This is a genomic window from Bacillus nitratireducens, assembly GCF_036320425.1.
GTDB lineage: Bacteria > Bacillota > Bacilli > Bacillales > Bacillaceae_G > Bacillus_A > Bacillus_A nitratireducens.
This window is the reverse complement of the sequence record NZ_JAUMJO010000003.1, coordinates 244,248-256,796: the sequence shown is the minus strand read 5'-3', so window position 1 is coordinate 256,796 and position 12,549 is coordinate 244,248. Positions and strand designations below refer to the sequence as shown.

The window sequence follows — 12,549 nt, the reverse complement described above, 5'->3', positions numbered from 1 at the left end:
ATTTCCTCCACTTTCAAATTCCCGAGTATTTCTACTATGAATATGAAATAATACGCAATTTATTTTCTTTTTTGATTCTATCCTTTCAACAAAAAAAGATGGAACAAATCAAAACGATTTGTTCCATCTTTTTATTTATCGATTAACTGCACCATAAGTAATGCTTTCCCGACAACATTACCTTCATGATGCACTTCCACATCAACCTTACCAAATTTACGGCCAATTTCTAATACTTTCGGATGAACCGATACAACATTATCAATTTGAACCGGCTTTACGAAATAAATTGTTAAGTTCTCAACAATTAAATCGCTCTTCTTCTGCGCACGAATAACACGGTTTGTCGCTTCTGTCACAATTGTTGCGAATACACCGTAAGATAACGTTCCGATTGAATTCGTCATTTGTGGCGTCACTGAAAATTGATACAGATGCTCATTTTTCGCTTCTTTCGGTGTCATAAATTGATTTGTTACAATGTCATCAATTGTTTCGCCAACTTGTGGTTGGCGCTGAATCATTTGCAGCGCCTGAAGTACATCTTGGCGACTAATGATCCCTTGCAATTTATTCCCTTCTTCCACAACAGGAAGTAACTCAATACCTTCCCATACCATCATACGTGCCGCAGCTGCAACAGACATTTTTCCATTTACCGTAATCGGATGCTTTGTCATCACTTTATCAATTGGTGTTTCTTTTACGACACCAATCATATCTTTTGAAGTTACGATACCTAACACCTTTTTATTTTCATCAACAATTGGATAACGTCCATGCATCGTTTCTTCATTATAGGCATGCCATTGCTGTACTGTATCATTTGGCTTTAAATATAACGTTTCTTCAATTGGCGTTAAAATATCTTCAACGAGTACAATTTCTTTCTTAATAAGTTGATCATAAATTGCACGGTTAATTAACGTTGCGACCGTAAATGTATCATAACTACTCGAGATAATTGGAAGCTTTAATTCGTCTGCTAATTTCTTCACATGATCTTCCGTATCAAATCCGCCCGTAATTAACACTGCAGCTCCAGCTTCTAATGCTAATTGATGCGCGTTCGTACGGTTACCGATAATCAGTAAGTTCCCTGCTTCTGTATAGCGCATCATCGCTTCTAATTTCATGGCTCCGATTACGAATTTATTTAATGTTTTATGTAGTCCTTCTCTGCCCCCAAGTACTTGACCATCGACAATGTTAACGACTTCTGCATATGTCAGTTTTTCGATATTTTCTTTCTTCTTTTGTTCAATTCGAATTGTTCCGACACGTTCAATTGTACTAACATACCCTTTATTTTCTGCATCTTTAATTGCACGGTAAGCTGTCCCTTCACTTACACCTAAATCTTTTGCAATTTGCCTCACAGAAATTTTATGCCCTACTGGCAGGCTATTAATATGTTCTAAAATTTGATTATGCTTGGTAGCCAAATGGTTTCACCATACTTTCTTTTCCCTAAATTCTTCATGTGTTGTATTTTCAGTATACTATATTTTCAAAACTGTTACACTCTCTCTTTATATACCTGTACCATTTTTTTTATAACAAAATACTCCTTACATTACACCCGTCGTTCTATTACAACAATGTAATGGTATTGTCATCTCGTTCGATAGTTTGTCCAGACGCTTCAATATACAATTAAGACAAGAAATGAAACAAAGGAGCGGATAAATGATGAGAAAATTTTTAGAGGTTATAGGTGCTGTATTTTTAGCTTTCGTGGATGGAAAAAAAGTTGCGATGGAATTGAATGAAACACCTGAACAGCCACTTCCAAAAAGAAAAGAATCACCAAAACAACCACAAGCTTTCAAAGCTATACTGAACACGTAAAAACCCTTCACTTGTCTTTTCAAATGAAGGGTTTCTTTTTTATAATGTAATACTTTCTCCAGCTTTTAATACTTTCCCTGTACAATTTTGTAGTTTTTCTACAAATTGATATGGATCTTGTTCGATAACTGGGAACGTATTGTAATGCATTGGTACAACTGTTTTCGCACCAATCCATTTTGCAGCTAAAGCAGCGTCTTCTGGTCCCATTGTGAAATTATCGCCAATTGGTAAAAATGCTACATCAATGTTATTCAGTTCCCCAATTAATTTCATATCAGAGAATAGAGCGGTATCTCCTGCATGGTACACAGTTTTTTCGTCCGATGTAAACAAAATACCCGCTGGCATACCTGTATATGTAATCGTCTTATTTTCTTCATCAATATAACTAGAACCGTGGAATGCTTGTGTAAACTTCACTTTGCCGAAGTCAAATTCATGCGAACCACCAATATGCATCGGATGTGTATTTACACCTTGCCAACTTAAAAATGTCGCTAGTTCAAATGGTGCCACAACAACTGCATTATTTTTCTTCGCAAGCTCTACTGTATCTCCGACATGATCACCATGTCCATGCGATAAAAGAATCGCATCAACTTTTACATCTTCAGCCTTTAAATCTGTTTTCGGATTTCCCGTTAAAAATGGATCAATTAAAATAACTTTTCCATTCGTTTCAATCTTTACAACTGAATGCCCGTGATAAGATACTTTCATCATTACATTCCTCCCCTATTCACATTCACACTTTTTATTCTACATGATTTCTTAATTCCCTGTCTTTTCTCACATCTATTTACTTGTCATAACGCTTTCGTCCGATGTAAAGTTATATTTGTAATTAAATATCTCGGGGGTGCCAATCGATGAATGCTAGATTAGAAAATTTAATGCAATGGCTAAAAGAAAAAAACGTAGAAGCTGCGTTCTTAACTTCTACACCAAACGTTTTCTACATGACGAACTTCCATTGTGAACCACATGAAAGACTACTTGGTATGTTTGTGTTCCAAGAAAAAGAACCTATTTTAATTTGTCCTAAAATGGAAGAAGGCCAAGCACGTAACGCTGGCTGGGCACATGAAATTATCGGATTTACTGATACTGACAGACCATGGGATATGATTGCAAAAGCAATTAAAGACCGCGGCATCAATGCAAATGCAGTTGCAATTGAAAAAGAACATTTAAACGTAGAACGTTACGAAGAATTAACAAAATTATTCCCAAATGCAGCTTTCAAATCAGCTGAAGAGAAAGTTCGCGAGCTTCGCTTAATTAAAGACGAAAAAGAACTTTCTATTTTACGCGAAGCAGCTAAAATGGCAGACTATGCTGTTGAAGTGGGTGTAAATGCAATTAAAGAAAATCGCAGCGAGCTAGAAGTATTAGCAATTATTGAGCATAAATTAAAAACAAAAGGCATCCATAAAATGTCATTCGATACGATGGTATTAGCAGGTGCAAACTCTGCTCTTCCACACGGTATTCCAGGTGCCAACAAAATGAAACGCGGCGATTTCGTACTATTTGATTTAGGCGTAATCATTGAAGGTTATTGCTCTGACATTACACGTACAGTAGCATTCGGTGACATTTCTGAAGAACAAACTCGCATTTATAACACTGTACTTGCTGGACAACTACAAGCAGTTGAAGCATGTAAACCAGGTGTTACACTTGGCGCAATCGACAACGCTGCTCGCTCTGTTATCGCAGATGCAGGTTACGGCGACTTCTTCCCACACCGCCTTGGTCACGGACTTGGAATTAGCGTACACGAATATCCAGATGTAAAAGCTGGTAACGAGTCTCCATTAAAAGAGGGTATGGTCTTCACAATCGAGCCAGGTATTTACGTACCAAACGTAGGTGGCGTTCGTATTGAAGATGATATTTATATCACAAAAGACGGATCAGAAATTTTAACGAAGTTCCCGAAAGAATTACAATTTGTGAAATAATAAAAAAGGTAGCGTGATCGCTACCTTTTTTCTATCTTCTCTACTATTTCAAATTTCTCTATAATCATTTTTGCTGGATAGCTTTCTAATATTTGAGAAGACCATACTTTTATTTTATCCCCTGTTTTTAATTGATTATATGCGTCTTTATTCTTAAAACTCAAGACTGTATGTGATGGATGCTCTTTATTCATTTGTTGTTCCATATAATTTTGCAACTCTACTTTTGTTTTAAAAGTTTTATCACTTTCAAAAAATATTGTGCCATTTCTCAATATTACATACCCTTCTTTAGGTTCTTCTTTTACTCCTACTTGCTCTACTGTTTTCGTAGTACACGCTGATAATATGATTAGAAGTACACTTAAAAATATATGAATAGAAATTTTCATATTTCTATTCATTTTTAATCCCTTGCTCTTCGCTATTTCCGCTTTAAAACCATCTTCTCTTCATACTTATCATCCCATTTAATCACAACCTCTATCGGTTCATCTTTAGATAGAGGCGCACAACTTACACAAGATGATTTCATTTCAATCCTTGCCCCTTTATGACTTTCTGACGTTTGTGTCATTGTACGAAACGCTTCATTAATAGCAATCTCTAAATTTTTAAATTCTGTATTTCCATCTCCGCCCTTATACTGAAATGTAAACATTCCATCTTCACTGTCATCCTTAATATAGCCCTTATATTGTCCCGTCCAACTTTTGCTCTCGCTAGAAAAAGTAACATACCAAATTGAACAACTCCCTAAAAAGAAAATAGTAATAAAAAAGACTAATGCTCTCTTCATCATGCCCCTCCATTCAAAAGCATTTATTGTCTATTTCTTCCTCTTATTATACTATTAAAATACAGAATTTTCTAAAATAGGAGGTTTATATGTTACAACAACAGTTAGAAGAAATTCGTAATAATAATTACATAATGGATAACACAATTAACATTGATTCTTTAAGTTCAAATATGCTTGAGCACATCGGTGTTACTGATAGCTATTTAAGAGACAAACTTATTTACTCTACTTTTTACCATCTCATCAAAAAGGACTACATTTCACACACACACTTACAGAAATTATTATTAGAAAGCATTAGTGAAAAATATTTATTGTATAACATTCATTCAGACGACAAAGATGCTGTATTTACCCGTGCATTTACAACATTATTACTTGCGCTCATTATTGATGCTGATACAAAATATAATTTCTTATCACAGACTGATATTTTAACTGTAAAAGATCAATTAATTCTATATATGAACAATGAACATGATTTCCGTGGATATGTTCAAGACCACGGCTGGGCACATAGTATCGCTCACGCTTCTGATACATTTGAGGCGCTCGTTCGTAGTCCTAAACTGGAAACTTTATATTACGAAGAAATATTACAAACTTTATTAAACAAAGTTTGTGTCCATTCCATCTATTACAAATATGAAGAAGACGAGCGTCTCATTTATCCGATTGTCGCAATGCTACAAAATGGTCTAAAGGAAGAGGTACTCATATTAGCCCTTCATGATTTAGTAGCTCAATTACCCGTCCAAAAACAAACATTACATATCGAATCGTACGAGTACCTATACGGAAATATAAAATCTTTCTTACGCAGCTTATTTTTCAGACTACGCACACTTTCTATATGTAAAGAAACCGAATGCGAAATTGAAAAATTATTGCAAGAGCTTCCCAAATATTATTAAAAAAAGAAGGCACCTTAAAAAGTGCCTTCTTCTATTTCACTAATATTTATTTGAAATTTCACGATCCAAACTGAGAAAAGGTGGACAAGAAACGCAATCACCATACATGCTCCACTCAAAAAGGTTAATACAGGATGCGAATACACATGCCCTAAACCATAAGATGCGCCTACGAAAAACATTGTTATGTAAATATAAATTGCTCCATGTATTTGCCTCATATAAACCTCCTTTTCCCATATTATAACATAAATTTTCTGATTATTCACATTAATTACTTGTAATCAATATTTCTCAACTGTTACACCTCTAACAGCAGCCTTAATATATGGTGCTCCTTGTAAACTTTGTAAATCCTCTGTTTTGCCTGTTACAAATACACCATATATTGGTAGGTCTTTTGATTCGAAGTTTTTCATCTCATCATAGTTTGTCCTAAAATATTCTTGATATCCCCCCTTTATTTTCACTTAAAGATTTCATAGAACCAATCAACTCGTACTCGCCTTTCTATCAGCATAACTCCCCTGAAATCCAAACACAGCTTTTGATTTCTCTATTAATAATGATTCAAACGTATCATGACTCATCTAGCTCTCCTTTCTATATACTCAACGTTTGAGAGCACACAATGTATACAGCCTTTCCGAAAAATTTTTCATAATAAAAAGCACATCCATTTTGATGCACTTCTCACAAAAATATTATTCTATTATTTCATCGCTTCTTTCACAACATCTTGAATCATAACGACTTCTGTTTTCATATCAATAGCCGGCGCTTCTTCATCAATACACTCATACCAAAACGCTAAGTGCTTTTTATCAATTTCATGATGAGAATTTTCGACAAGAGCCCCACCTTCCCCTTGCACAGAATACCAATATAAGTACTCTTCTCCGTCTCTTATTTCCCGGAAAATTGTCTCAACGTACATCTTTTCGTCGTTTAGTGTCAAAAGCACTTCTTTCATATTGTCATTAAGAAGCTGCATCCATTCATCTACACGATGACTTTTACCTTGTTTCACGTTAAATCTCGTTAACTCCACATTCATTTTTATTCCCCCGTTCTCTTACGTACAAATAAACTATATTCTATCGGGTTATGAAAACTTAATTTACTAGCTAATTTTCGCGAAGGAATATTGTCTACATAACAATCCCAGCACGGTGTAATATCATTTTGCATGCAATGTTCCATGAACCGTGTTGCAACTGCTTGGGCTAATCCTTTCCCTTGATATGCTTTATGCGTCGCAATATCAATTTCAGCAAATCCATTCCCACTAAATATTGAAACACATTCGGCTACAATCACCCCATCTTGCTCTATACAAAAACCAAATCCACCATTTAAAAACGCTTCTTTTGATCCCCAATACTCTTTGTAATAGTCCTCTGTAAATTCATTGCTTCGTTCTATATCTTCCCTATCAATACGCTTAACTTCATATGTATTTTTATTTACATATCGTTTTCTATCTTCCAAAATCCCTCTTTGAAATTTCATTCGTGGGATTTTCCGAAGTGTATTACTAAAATGCTCTTCAATCATCATTTCCCACTCTACACTAGAAGTGAATAATGTAAATCGTTTCTCTGTTTTTTCAATAGCCGTTTTTATATACGAAAATACAGCTTCGTTATAACTTGAATCATGAGCATCACCAAACAAATAATAAATACCGTTTACTGTGATGATTAGTCCTGCTGTTAATTGCTCGTTTACAAAAAAATCACCATCTATCATTTGATCACATACCGCATAAGCAAAAGTCGTCGTTCTTGTATTACCTTCTAAAATCGGAAGAATTTTTCTATATTCGGCTATAGATAATTTTTTCATAGTTGCTCCACTACAATCGTATCAGCCTCTATATTTTCAAAACAAAGATTTACCGTTCTCTTTAATGCTCTCGTTCTATAAATCTTGCATGCTGGAATTAAAATCGAATCATTTGGCTTTAAAACCGCCGTTTCTCCATCTTGAAAATCGATAAGTAATTCTCCCTCTAACACAATAAATAATTCATCCGAATTAGAATGGTAGTGCCAATCATATTCACCAGTAAATACAGCGATTCGTAAGCAATGATTATTCACATTTGAAACGACGAAGTTTTTATGTTGATCTTGAATGTCCTTTGTTAATTCTATTAAATTCACAGTTTCCACCCTTTATCCCACCCTTTCATTAGTCGTTCTTCTGAAAAACTAACTTAATCTCCACCACCTCCGCAATCTCCTCCACCATCACTTGAGCTGCTACAATCGTTGCTACTGTAGTCACCGAATCCACTTGATGAGCTTGAAGCGTATGAAGATTTTTCACTTCTTTTTCTATCTTTTTTACTTTCATGACTAGGCCACACTTTATTAAATAATATAAAGAATAAGACTAACTCTATTGCGACAAGGATATATCCAAAAACATTCTCAATAATATTGGGGGTTATCCCAAAACTGTAAAACACCCTAGCTGAATAAAGACACAAAATTACATACAGGGCCATACAAATATACCGAAATGTTTTTTCTATCATAATGACTACTTTTTTTGAAATTGGTATGTTCTGTTCCTGTTTTTTCTTTATGTATTTCTGTCTCCTAGCTTGCTTTTTCTTTCTATTTTTGCTCCCCATCAAATCTCCTCTTTTGACTTTTAATTTTCATTTAATTCCAAATTATCACAAAAAACAACATCAAAACAAGCTATATTTCTCGTAAAGTTTTGTTTACTTTTTGTAAAGTTTTATTTACTTATTCCCTAAAAATGGATATAATAAATGTAACAAATTTACAAAAAGGAGACTTTGTATATTTGATACAAAATAAAGTAAAACAATTCCGCGTCGTTAGAGACATCACCCAAGAGCAATTAGCTTCCTCTGTTCAAATCACTAGACAATCCCTCATCGCTATCGAGAAGAATAAATACAACCCAAGTTTAGAATTAGCATTGAAATTATGTGAGTTTTTCAACTGTAAAGTAGAAGATTTATTTCAATTAGATAAAACTGGGGAGGAAAAAGAATGAAAAATACTTTTAATCAAGAATTCTTTTCAGATCTTATCATTTTAGTGTTAGGATCGATTTTTCTTTATTTCAATAGTAGTGATGAAGAAAAGATTCGTTCTGTCCTTCTATTCGCTGCCGTATACATACTCTTAGCCTTGGTACTATTTGTAGTGAAACGAATATTCTTTAAGAAAAAAAAGAAAGGATCCGAGAAATACCCATTACCTGAGATGGATGAACGAATTGAGAAAATGAGTTTAAAGCTTATGGCCCAAATTTTCGGTCTCTCTCATTTAATCGGCTCTGCGATACTATTTGTTTTATATATCACCAACGAAAATTCGACGATACGAGTAGAGTATGCCCTGTATTACTTGTTTGGAATTCTTTTCTTCACAATGATGTTCGGCTTGAAAATTGTGAAGAAATTAGATAATTAATTTAAACAAAAAGACCCTTCCTACAAAGGAAAGGTCTTTATTTTATTTCTATTATGATAAAGCAGGAGCTTTTTCAAGAAGCTCTTTTGCATCAGCGTATTGTAAGCCGTGAGCTTCTGCAACTGCTTCGAATGTTACATATCCATCTAATGTGTTAATACCTTTTAATAATGCAGCATTGCCTAAGCAAGCATCTTTGTAGCCTTTGTTAGCAATTTGTACTGCATATGGTACTGTTACGTTTGTTAATGCAAGCGTTGATGTACGTGGAACCGCACCTGGCATATTTGCAACTGCATAATGAACAACGCCATGTTTTTCGTAAGTTGGGTTGTCATGAGTTGTAATACGGTCAGTTGTTTCGAAAATGCCACCTTGGTCAATCGCGATATCTACAACGACAGAACCTGGTTCCATTGATTGAATCATTTCTTCTGTTACAAGTTTTGGCGCTTTTGCACCTGGGATTAATACTGCACCGATTACAAGATCAGATTCTTTTACAGCTTCTGCAATGTTATACGGGTTAGACATTAACGTTTTTACTTGGTTTCCGAAAATGTCATCTAACTGACGAAGACGTTCTGCACTTAAGTCGATGATTGTTACATCTGCACCTAAACCTACTGCAATCTTCGCTGCGTTTGTACCAGCTTGACCACCGCCGATAATTGTTACTTTGCCACGTTTCACCCCTGGAACGCCTGCAAGCAAGATACCTTTACCGCCTTTGTTTTTCTCAAGGAATTGTGCACCGATTTGTGCAGACATACGACCAGCTACTTCACTCATTGGTGCAAGTAATGGTAAAGAACGATTGTCTAATTGTACTGTTTCGTATGCAATTGATACCACTTTGTTATCAATTAATGCTTTCGTTAATTCTGGTTCTGGAGCTAAGTGTAAGTATGTGAATAAAATTAAACCTTCGCGGAAATAGCCGTATTCACTTGCAACTGGCTCTTTTACCTTCATAACCATATCTTGATTCCATGCTTCTTCAGCAGTTTCAACAAGTTTCGCACCAGCTTGTACGTATTCTTCATCTGTAAAGCCTGATCCTATACCTGCTCCTTTTTGAACAAAAACTTCATGACCATTTTGTACTAAATGTACAGCTCCCGCTGGCGTCATTGCCACACGGTTTTCATTGTTTTTAATTTCTGTTGGAATACCGATACGCATTATTAGTTCCCCCTTGAGTTATGAAATGACCCCTGAATCATTTTTTAAAGCGCTTTCTACGCTCTTATATTCTAACATAATATCTCAATATTTGACAAAAAATAATACAAGTTTTCCGATAGATTTAATCTCACATGAAAGGACAGTATTATCCGTACCTCTCAGTATAAAGGATAAACTGTCCAATTATTTGAAACTTCACTTTATTTAATTCTATCGATGTCTATGAATAACATCAACAGCACCTGTTACTTCAATAATCGTGCCCGTAATCATATCAGAATCGTCCTCACATAAAAACGAAATGGTTCTTGCGATATCTTCACCTGTTCCAGATCTACCAATTGGTGTGTTACTACCTTTCAGATTTCGTGCTTCTTCAATCGTTGCCTCTTTCATTTCACCAATTATATCACCAGGACATACCATATTCGCAGTAATACCGTATTCAGCTTCTTCGTATGCGACTGTTTTCGTTAAAGAAACAAGTCCGACTTTCGCAGCTGCAAAGGCTGAACGATAAATCCATCCAGGCGCACTATCTGCCCCTTGAAATCCATAGTTAATAATACGGCCAAATTGTTGGTTTCTCATAATCGGTACGACAAGTTTTAATAAATGAAACACCGCTGTTAAATTACCCTGGATCATTTCATTCCATTCGTCTTCTTCGTAATCGACTAATTTTTTCCTTTCAAATACGTAAGGACCAGCATTATTAATTAAGAAGTCAATTTTGCCAAAACGGCTCATCGCTTCTTCTACCATTTTATGTAAATCTTCTTTTTTCGTGACATCAGCTTGCACGAACTGTAGACGTTCTTCCATATTTTTATATGTTTCTTTCATTGTTTCCATAGCACTTGTATCGCTATGATATGTTACTGTTACTGAATATCCTTTAGCCAATAACTTTTCTGTTACTTGCTTTCCTAAACCTTTCGTACCGGCTGTAATGAGCGCGTGTCTCACAAACATGCCTCCTTTTAAATTGCTATACTCCATATGTAACAAGTTCTCGCTTCAATTACAACTAAAATGAATTAAAGCAAAGTTTTCAAAATTCTGTAACGTTTCCGACAAGCACATTACCAAAATTTGTTTTATAATAAAGTTGTAAACGGTAATAAAAATGATTGGGAGGAATTTACTATGAATAATACATATACAAATATTTTAATCGCGGTGGACGGTTCTAAAGAAGCAGAAAAAGCCTTTAAAAAAGCAATTCAAGTTGCAAAACGAAACAACGCAACATTAACAATTGCTCATATCGTTGATGTAAAAGCATACTCAGCAGTAGAGGCTTATAGCCGCGCAATTGCTGAACGTGCAAATCTATTTGCAGAAGACTTATTAGAAGACTACAAAAAAACTGCGCTTGAAGCTGGTCTTGAAAAAGTGGAAACTGTATTAGAATTTGGTAATCCTAAATCTAAAATTTCAAAAGAAATCGCTCCAAACCATAAAGTGGATTTAATTATGTGTGGTGCAACTGGTTTAAATGCTGTAGAACGTTTCCTAATTGGTAGCGTCTCTGAACATATTATTCGCTATGCGAAATGCGATGTCCTTGTTGTTCGTGGTGATGAGGAGCAAGGTGATCTTTAATTCATAAATAAAACACCAAGTCCACATAGGCTTGGTGTTTTTCATTTCACAAACTTCACTATAAATACAAGACAAGCCACGACAACAACGGTAACTGCCAACACATAGGGCGGCAGGAACTTCAAAGACCATAATGCCATCATTATCGTCGCAACCGTTAAGTACGTTTGCTTTGCATCTTCTGTCATTTTTTTACGAAGGCAGAATACATACAAATAACCGATTGGCGGCGTGATAAAGCAAAGAACATATATGATTTTTGATTTCAAATACCACTTTTGTTCGCCAAGTTTCTTTATGTCTTCTTCTATTTTCTTACTCTCTTGTTCTCTCACTTCTTCTTCAATAGGATCTTCCTCTTCTCCTCGCCTTTCTTTCATATAAGGAAGAAAATGCATAAAAAAATAACATGCAAATACGATTGCCCAAAATTCAATATCCAATCTTTCTAGTGGAATATGCTCACTAAAAAATGCAGCAGCAATCACTAAAGAAAAACAATACGTTGTCATCCAAAATGAACGTTTTCTCTTTTTCCGTTCTATTTCTGTTTTATCTTGTACATTTTTTCTTTTCGAAAGCCATATCGAAATACAGCAATCTATCACAAATAAAGTAAAGATAAATATCGCAACGTGTACTGTGTCTACATTCTCAAATGAAAATACGATCGGGAATGCAACGTGTAATACAATTAGCGTGTACAAAATTAACCCTACAAAATAAATACGCCTCATTTTCCATTCCTTTCTCAT

The 12,549-nt window shown here is 35.1% G+C and carries 18 protein-coding genes and 1 pseudogene; 6 read left to right on the top strand and 13 right to left on the bottom strand.

Translation table 11 applies throughout. The features are described from left to right. Positions 1 to 131 precede the first annotated feature (131 nt). On the bottom strand, positions 132 to 1,445 hold the full coding sequence (locus tag Q3V31_RS13255) for a CBS domain-containing protein (protein WP_000201570.1): 1,314 nt from the start codon (positions 1,443 to 1,445) through the stop codon (positions 132 to 134). A 244-nt stretch (positions 1,446 to 1,689) separates the two neighbouring features. Between Q3V31_RS13255 and Q3V31_RS13250 the strand changes: the two genes are divergently transcribed. Next, positions 1,690 to 1,851, top strand: a complete 162-nt coding sequence (locus tag Q3V31_RS13250; RefSeq protein WP_000984674.1) for a hypothetical protein — start codon at positions 1,690 to 1,692, stop codon at positions 1,849 to 1,851. A 39-nt stretch (positions 1,852 to 1,890) separates the two neighbouring features. Here the strand turns inward: Q3V31_RS13250 and Q3V31_RS13245 are convergent, their stop codons facing one another. After that, a complete protein-coding gene (locus Q3V31_RS13245) occupies positions 1,891 to 2,574 on the bottom strand; it encodes a metal-dependent hydrolase (RefSeq protein ID WP_016130322.1) in 684 nt (227 codons plus the stop codon). A gap of 149 nt (positions 2,575 to 2,723) precedes the next feature. Here Q3V31_RS13245 and pepQ point away from each other — a divergent pair, with 149 nt between their 5' ends. Continuing rightward, positions 2,724 to 3,821, top strand: a complete 1,098-nt coding sequence (pepQ, locus tag Q3V31_RS13240; protein ID WP_329765406.1) for a Xaa-Pro dipeptidase — start codon at positions 2,724 to 2,726, stop codon at positions 3,819 to 3,821. Positions 3,822 to 3,841: 20 nt separating this feature from the next. Here pepQ and Q3V31_RS13235 read toward each other — a convergent pair whose 3' ends face one another. Further along, the gene (locus Q3V31_RS13235) at positions 3,842 to 4,225 is read right to left on the bottom strand and encodes a DUF3221 domain-containing protein (RefSeq protein ID WP_001081408.1); all 384 of its coding nucleotides are present in this window, start codon (positions 4,223 to 4,225) and stop codon (positions 3,842 to 3,844) included. Positions 4,226 to 4,245: 20 nt separating this feature from the next. Further along, positions 4,246 to 4,620 carry a hypothetical protein gene (locus Q3V31_RS13230; RefSeq protein ID WP_000816834.1) on the bottom strand — a complete coding sequence of 125 codons (375 nt, stop codon included), beginning with the start codon at positions 4,618 to 4,620 and terminating at the stop codon, positions 4,246 to 4,248. Between the two features lie 89 nt (positions 4,621 to 4,709). Between Q3V31_RS13230 and Q3V31_RS13225 the strand changes: the two genes are divergently transcribed. Further along, positions 4,710 to 5,537 carry a DUF2785 domain-containing protein gene (locus tag Q3V31_RS13225; protein ID WP_000941480.1) on the top strand — a complete coding sequence of 276 codons (828 nt, stop codon included), beginning with the start codon at positions 4,710 to 4,712 and terminating at the stop codon, positions 5,535 to 5,537. Positions 5,538 to 5,551: 14 nt separating this feature from the next. On the opposite strand, the gene Q3V31_RS13220 is transcribed toward Q3V31_RS13225, so the two are convergent. The 6 genes and pseudogenes from Q3V31_RS13220 to Q3V31_RS13195 all read right to left on the bottom strand — a co-directional run bounded on the left by Q3V31_RS13220 (position 5,552) and on the right by Q3V31_RS13195 (position 8,181). Then, the gene (locus tag Q3V31_RS13220) at positions 5,552 to 5,758 is read right to left on the bottom strand and encodes a hypothetical protein (protein WP_001248910.1); all 207 of its coding nucleotides are present in this window, start codon (positions 5,756 to 5,758) and stop codon (positions 5,552 to 5,554) included. 63 nt (positions 5,759 to 5,821) lie between these two features. Continuing rightward, positions 5,822 to 6,094, bottom strand: a pseudogene (locus tag Q3V31_RS13215) (anti sigma factor C-terminal domain-containing protein); the annotation flags it as partial. Between the two features lie 155 nt (positions 6,095 to 6,249). Next, positions 6,250 to 6,594 (bottom strand): DUF6176 family protein, encoded by a 345-nt coding sequence (locus Q3V31_RS13210; protein WP_001100238.1) that lies wholly within the window; start codon positions 6,592 to 6,594, stop codon positions 6,250 to 6,252. 2 nt (positions 6,595 to 6,596) lie between these two features. After that, positions 6,597 to 7,385: a GNAT family N-acetyltransferase gene (locus Q3V31_RS13205; RefSeq protein WP_000736480.1), complete on the bottom strand. Its 789-nt coding sequence runs from the start codon at positions 7,383 to 7,385 to the stop codon at positions 6,597 to 6,599. Beyond that, the gene (locus Q3V31_RS13200) at positions 7,382 to 7,714 is read right to left on the bottom strand and encodes a cupin domain-containing protein (protein ID WP_329765403.1); all 333 of its coding nucleotides are present in this window, start codon (positions 7,712 to 7,714) and stop codon (positions 7,382 to 7,384) included. The genes Q3V31_RS13205 and Q3V31_RS13200 overlap by 4 nt, the downstream gene beginning before the upstream one ends. 44 nt (positions 7,715 to 7,758) lie before the next feature. After that, positions 7,759 to 8,181, bottom strand: coding sequence for a hypothetical protein (locus Q3V31_RS13195; RefSeq protein ID WP_090814259.1), 423 nt, complete (start codon positions 8,179 to 8,181; stop codon positions 7,759 to 7,761). Positions 8,182 to 8,360: 179 nt separating this feature from the next. On the opposite strand from Q3V31_RS13195, the gene Q3V31_RS13190 reads away from it, so the two are divergent. Both Q3V31_RS13190 and Q3V31_RS13185 read left to right on the top strand, forming a co-directional pair. After that, the gene (locus Q3V31_RS13190; protein WP_000615651.1) at positions 8,361 to 8,576 is read left to right on the top strand and encodes a helix-turn-helix transcriptional regulator; all 216 of its coding nucleotides are present in this window, start codon (positions 8,361 to 8,363) and stop codon (positions 8,574 to 8,576) included. Continuing rightward, a complete protein-coding gene (locus Q3V31_RS13185) occupies positions 8,573 to 8,998 on the top strand; it encodes a hypothetical protein (RefSeq protein WP_088009219.1) in 426 nt (141 codons plus the stop codon). The genes Q3V31_RS13190 and Q3V31_RS13185 overlap by 4 nt, the downstream gene beginning before the upstream one ends. A 51-nt stretch (positions 8,999 to 9,049) precedes the next feature. On the opposite strand, the gene ald is transcribed toward Q3V31_RS13185, so the two are convergent. Next, positions 9,050 to 10,183 (bottom strand): alanine dehydrogenase, encoded by a 1,134-nt coding sequence (gene ald / locus Q3V31_RS13180; RefSeq protein ID WP_001219388.1) that lies wholly within the window; start codon positions 10,181 to 10,183, stop codon positions 9,050 to 9,052. Between the two features lie 213 nt (positions 10,184 to 10,396). Beyond that, positions 10,397 to 11,188, bottom strand: a complete 792-nt coding sequence (locus Q3V31_RS13175; protein ID WP_329765401.1) for an SDR family oxidoreductase — start codon at positions 11,186 to 11,188, stop codon at positions 10,397 to 10,399. A gap of 147 nt (positions 11,189 to 11,335) precedes the next feature. Between Q3V31_RS13175 and Q3V31_RS13170 the strand changes: the two genes are divergently transcribed. Beyond that, positions 11,336 to 11,794: a universal stress protein gene (locus Q3V31_RS13170; protein WP_001066676.1), complete on the top strand. Its 459-nt coding sequence runs from the start codon at positions 11,336 to 11,338 to the stop codon at positions 11,792 to 11,794. Between the two features lie 41 nt (positions 11,795 to 11,835). On the opposite strand, the gene Q3V31_RS13165 is transcribed toward Q3V31_RS13170, so the two are convergent. Further along, positions 11,836 to 12,531: a hypothetical protein gene (locus tag Q3V31_RS13165; protein WP_001252921.1), complete on the bottom strand. Its 696-nt coding sequence runs from the start codon at positions 12,529 to 12,531 to the stop codon at positions 11,836 to 11,838. Positions 12,532 to 12,549 lie beyond the last annotated feature (18 nt).

Bases quoted from the DNA above. Each gene is read 5' to 3' on its own strand.
- ald (WP_001219388.1), bottom strand. From the start codon at position 10,183: ATGCGTATCGGTATTCCAACAGAAATTAAAAACAATGAAAACCGTGTG.
- Q3V31_RS13245 (WP_016130322.1), bottom strand. From the start codon at position 2,574: ATGAAAGTATCTTATCACGGGCATTCAGTTGTAAAGATTGAAACGAAT.
- Q3V31_RS13225 (WP_000941480.1), top strand. From the start codon at position 4,710: ATGTTACAACAACAGTTAGAAGAAATTCGTAATAATAATTACATAATG.
- Q3V31_RS13220 (WP_001248910.1), bottom strand. From the start codon at position 5,758: ATGAGGCAAATACATGGAGCAATTTATATTTACATAACAATGTTTTTC.
- pepQ (WP_329765406.1), top strand. From the start codon at position 2,724: ATGAATGCTAGATTAGAAAATTTAATGCAATGGCTAAAAGAAAAAAAC.
- Q3V31_RS13195 (WP_090814259.1), bottom strand. From the start codon at position 8,181: ATGGGGAGCAAAAATAGAAAGAAAAAGCAAGCTAGGAGACAGAAATAC.
- Q3V31_RS13235 (WP_001081408.1), bottom strand. From the start codon at position 4,225: ATGAATAGAAATATGAAAATTTCTATTCATATATTTTTAAGTGTACTT.
- Q3V31_RS13210 (WP_001100238.1), bottom strand. From the start codon at position 6,594: ATGAATGTGGAGTTAACGAGATTTAACGTGAAACAAGGTAAAAGTCAT.
- Q3V31_RS13230 (WP_000816834.1), bottom strand. From the start codon at position 4,620: ATGAAGAGAGCATTAGTCTTTTTTATTACTATTTTCTTTTTAGGGAGT.
- Q3V31_RS13165 (WP_001252921.1), bottom strand. From the start codon at position 12,531: ATGAGGCGTATTTATTTTGTAGGGTTAATTTTGTACACGCTAATTGTA.
- Q3V31_RS13250 (WP_000984674.1), top strand. From the start codon at position 1,690: ATGATGAGAAAATTTTTAGAGGTTATAGGTGCTGTATTTTTAGCTTTC.
- Q3V31_RS13170 (WP_001066676.1), top strand. From the start codon at position 11,336: ATGAATAATACATATACAAATATTTTAATCGCGGTGGACGGTTCTAAA.
- Q3V31_RS13205 (WP_000736480.1), bottom strand. From the start codon at position 7,385: ATGAAAAAATTATCTATAGCCGAATATAGAAAAATTCTTCCGATTTTA.
- Q3V31_RS13185 (WP_088009219.1), top strand. From the start codon at position 8,573: ATGAAAAATACTTTTAATCAAGAATTCTTTTCAGATCTTATCATTTTA.
- Q3V31_RS13175 (WP_329765401.1), bottom strand. From the start codon at position 11,188: ATGGAGTATAGCAATTTAAAAGGAGGCATGTTTGTGAGACACGCGCTC.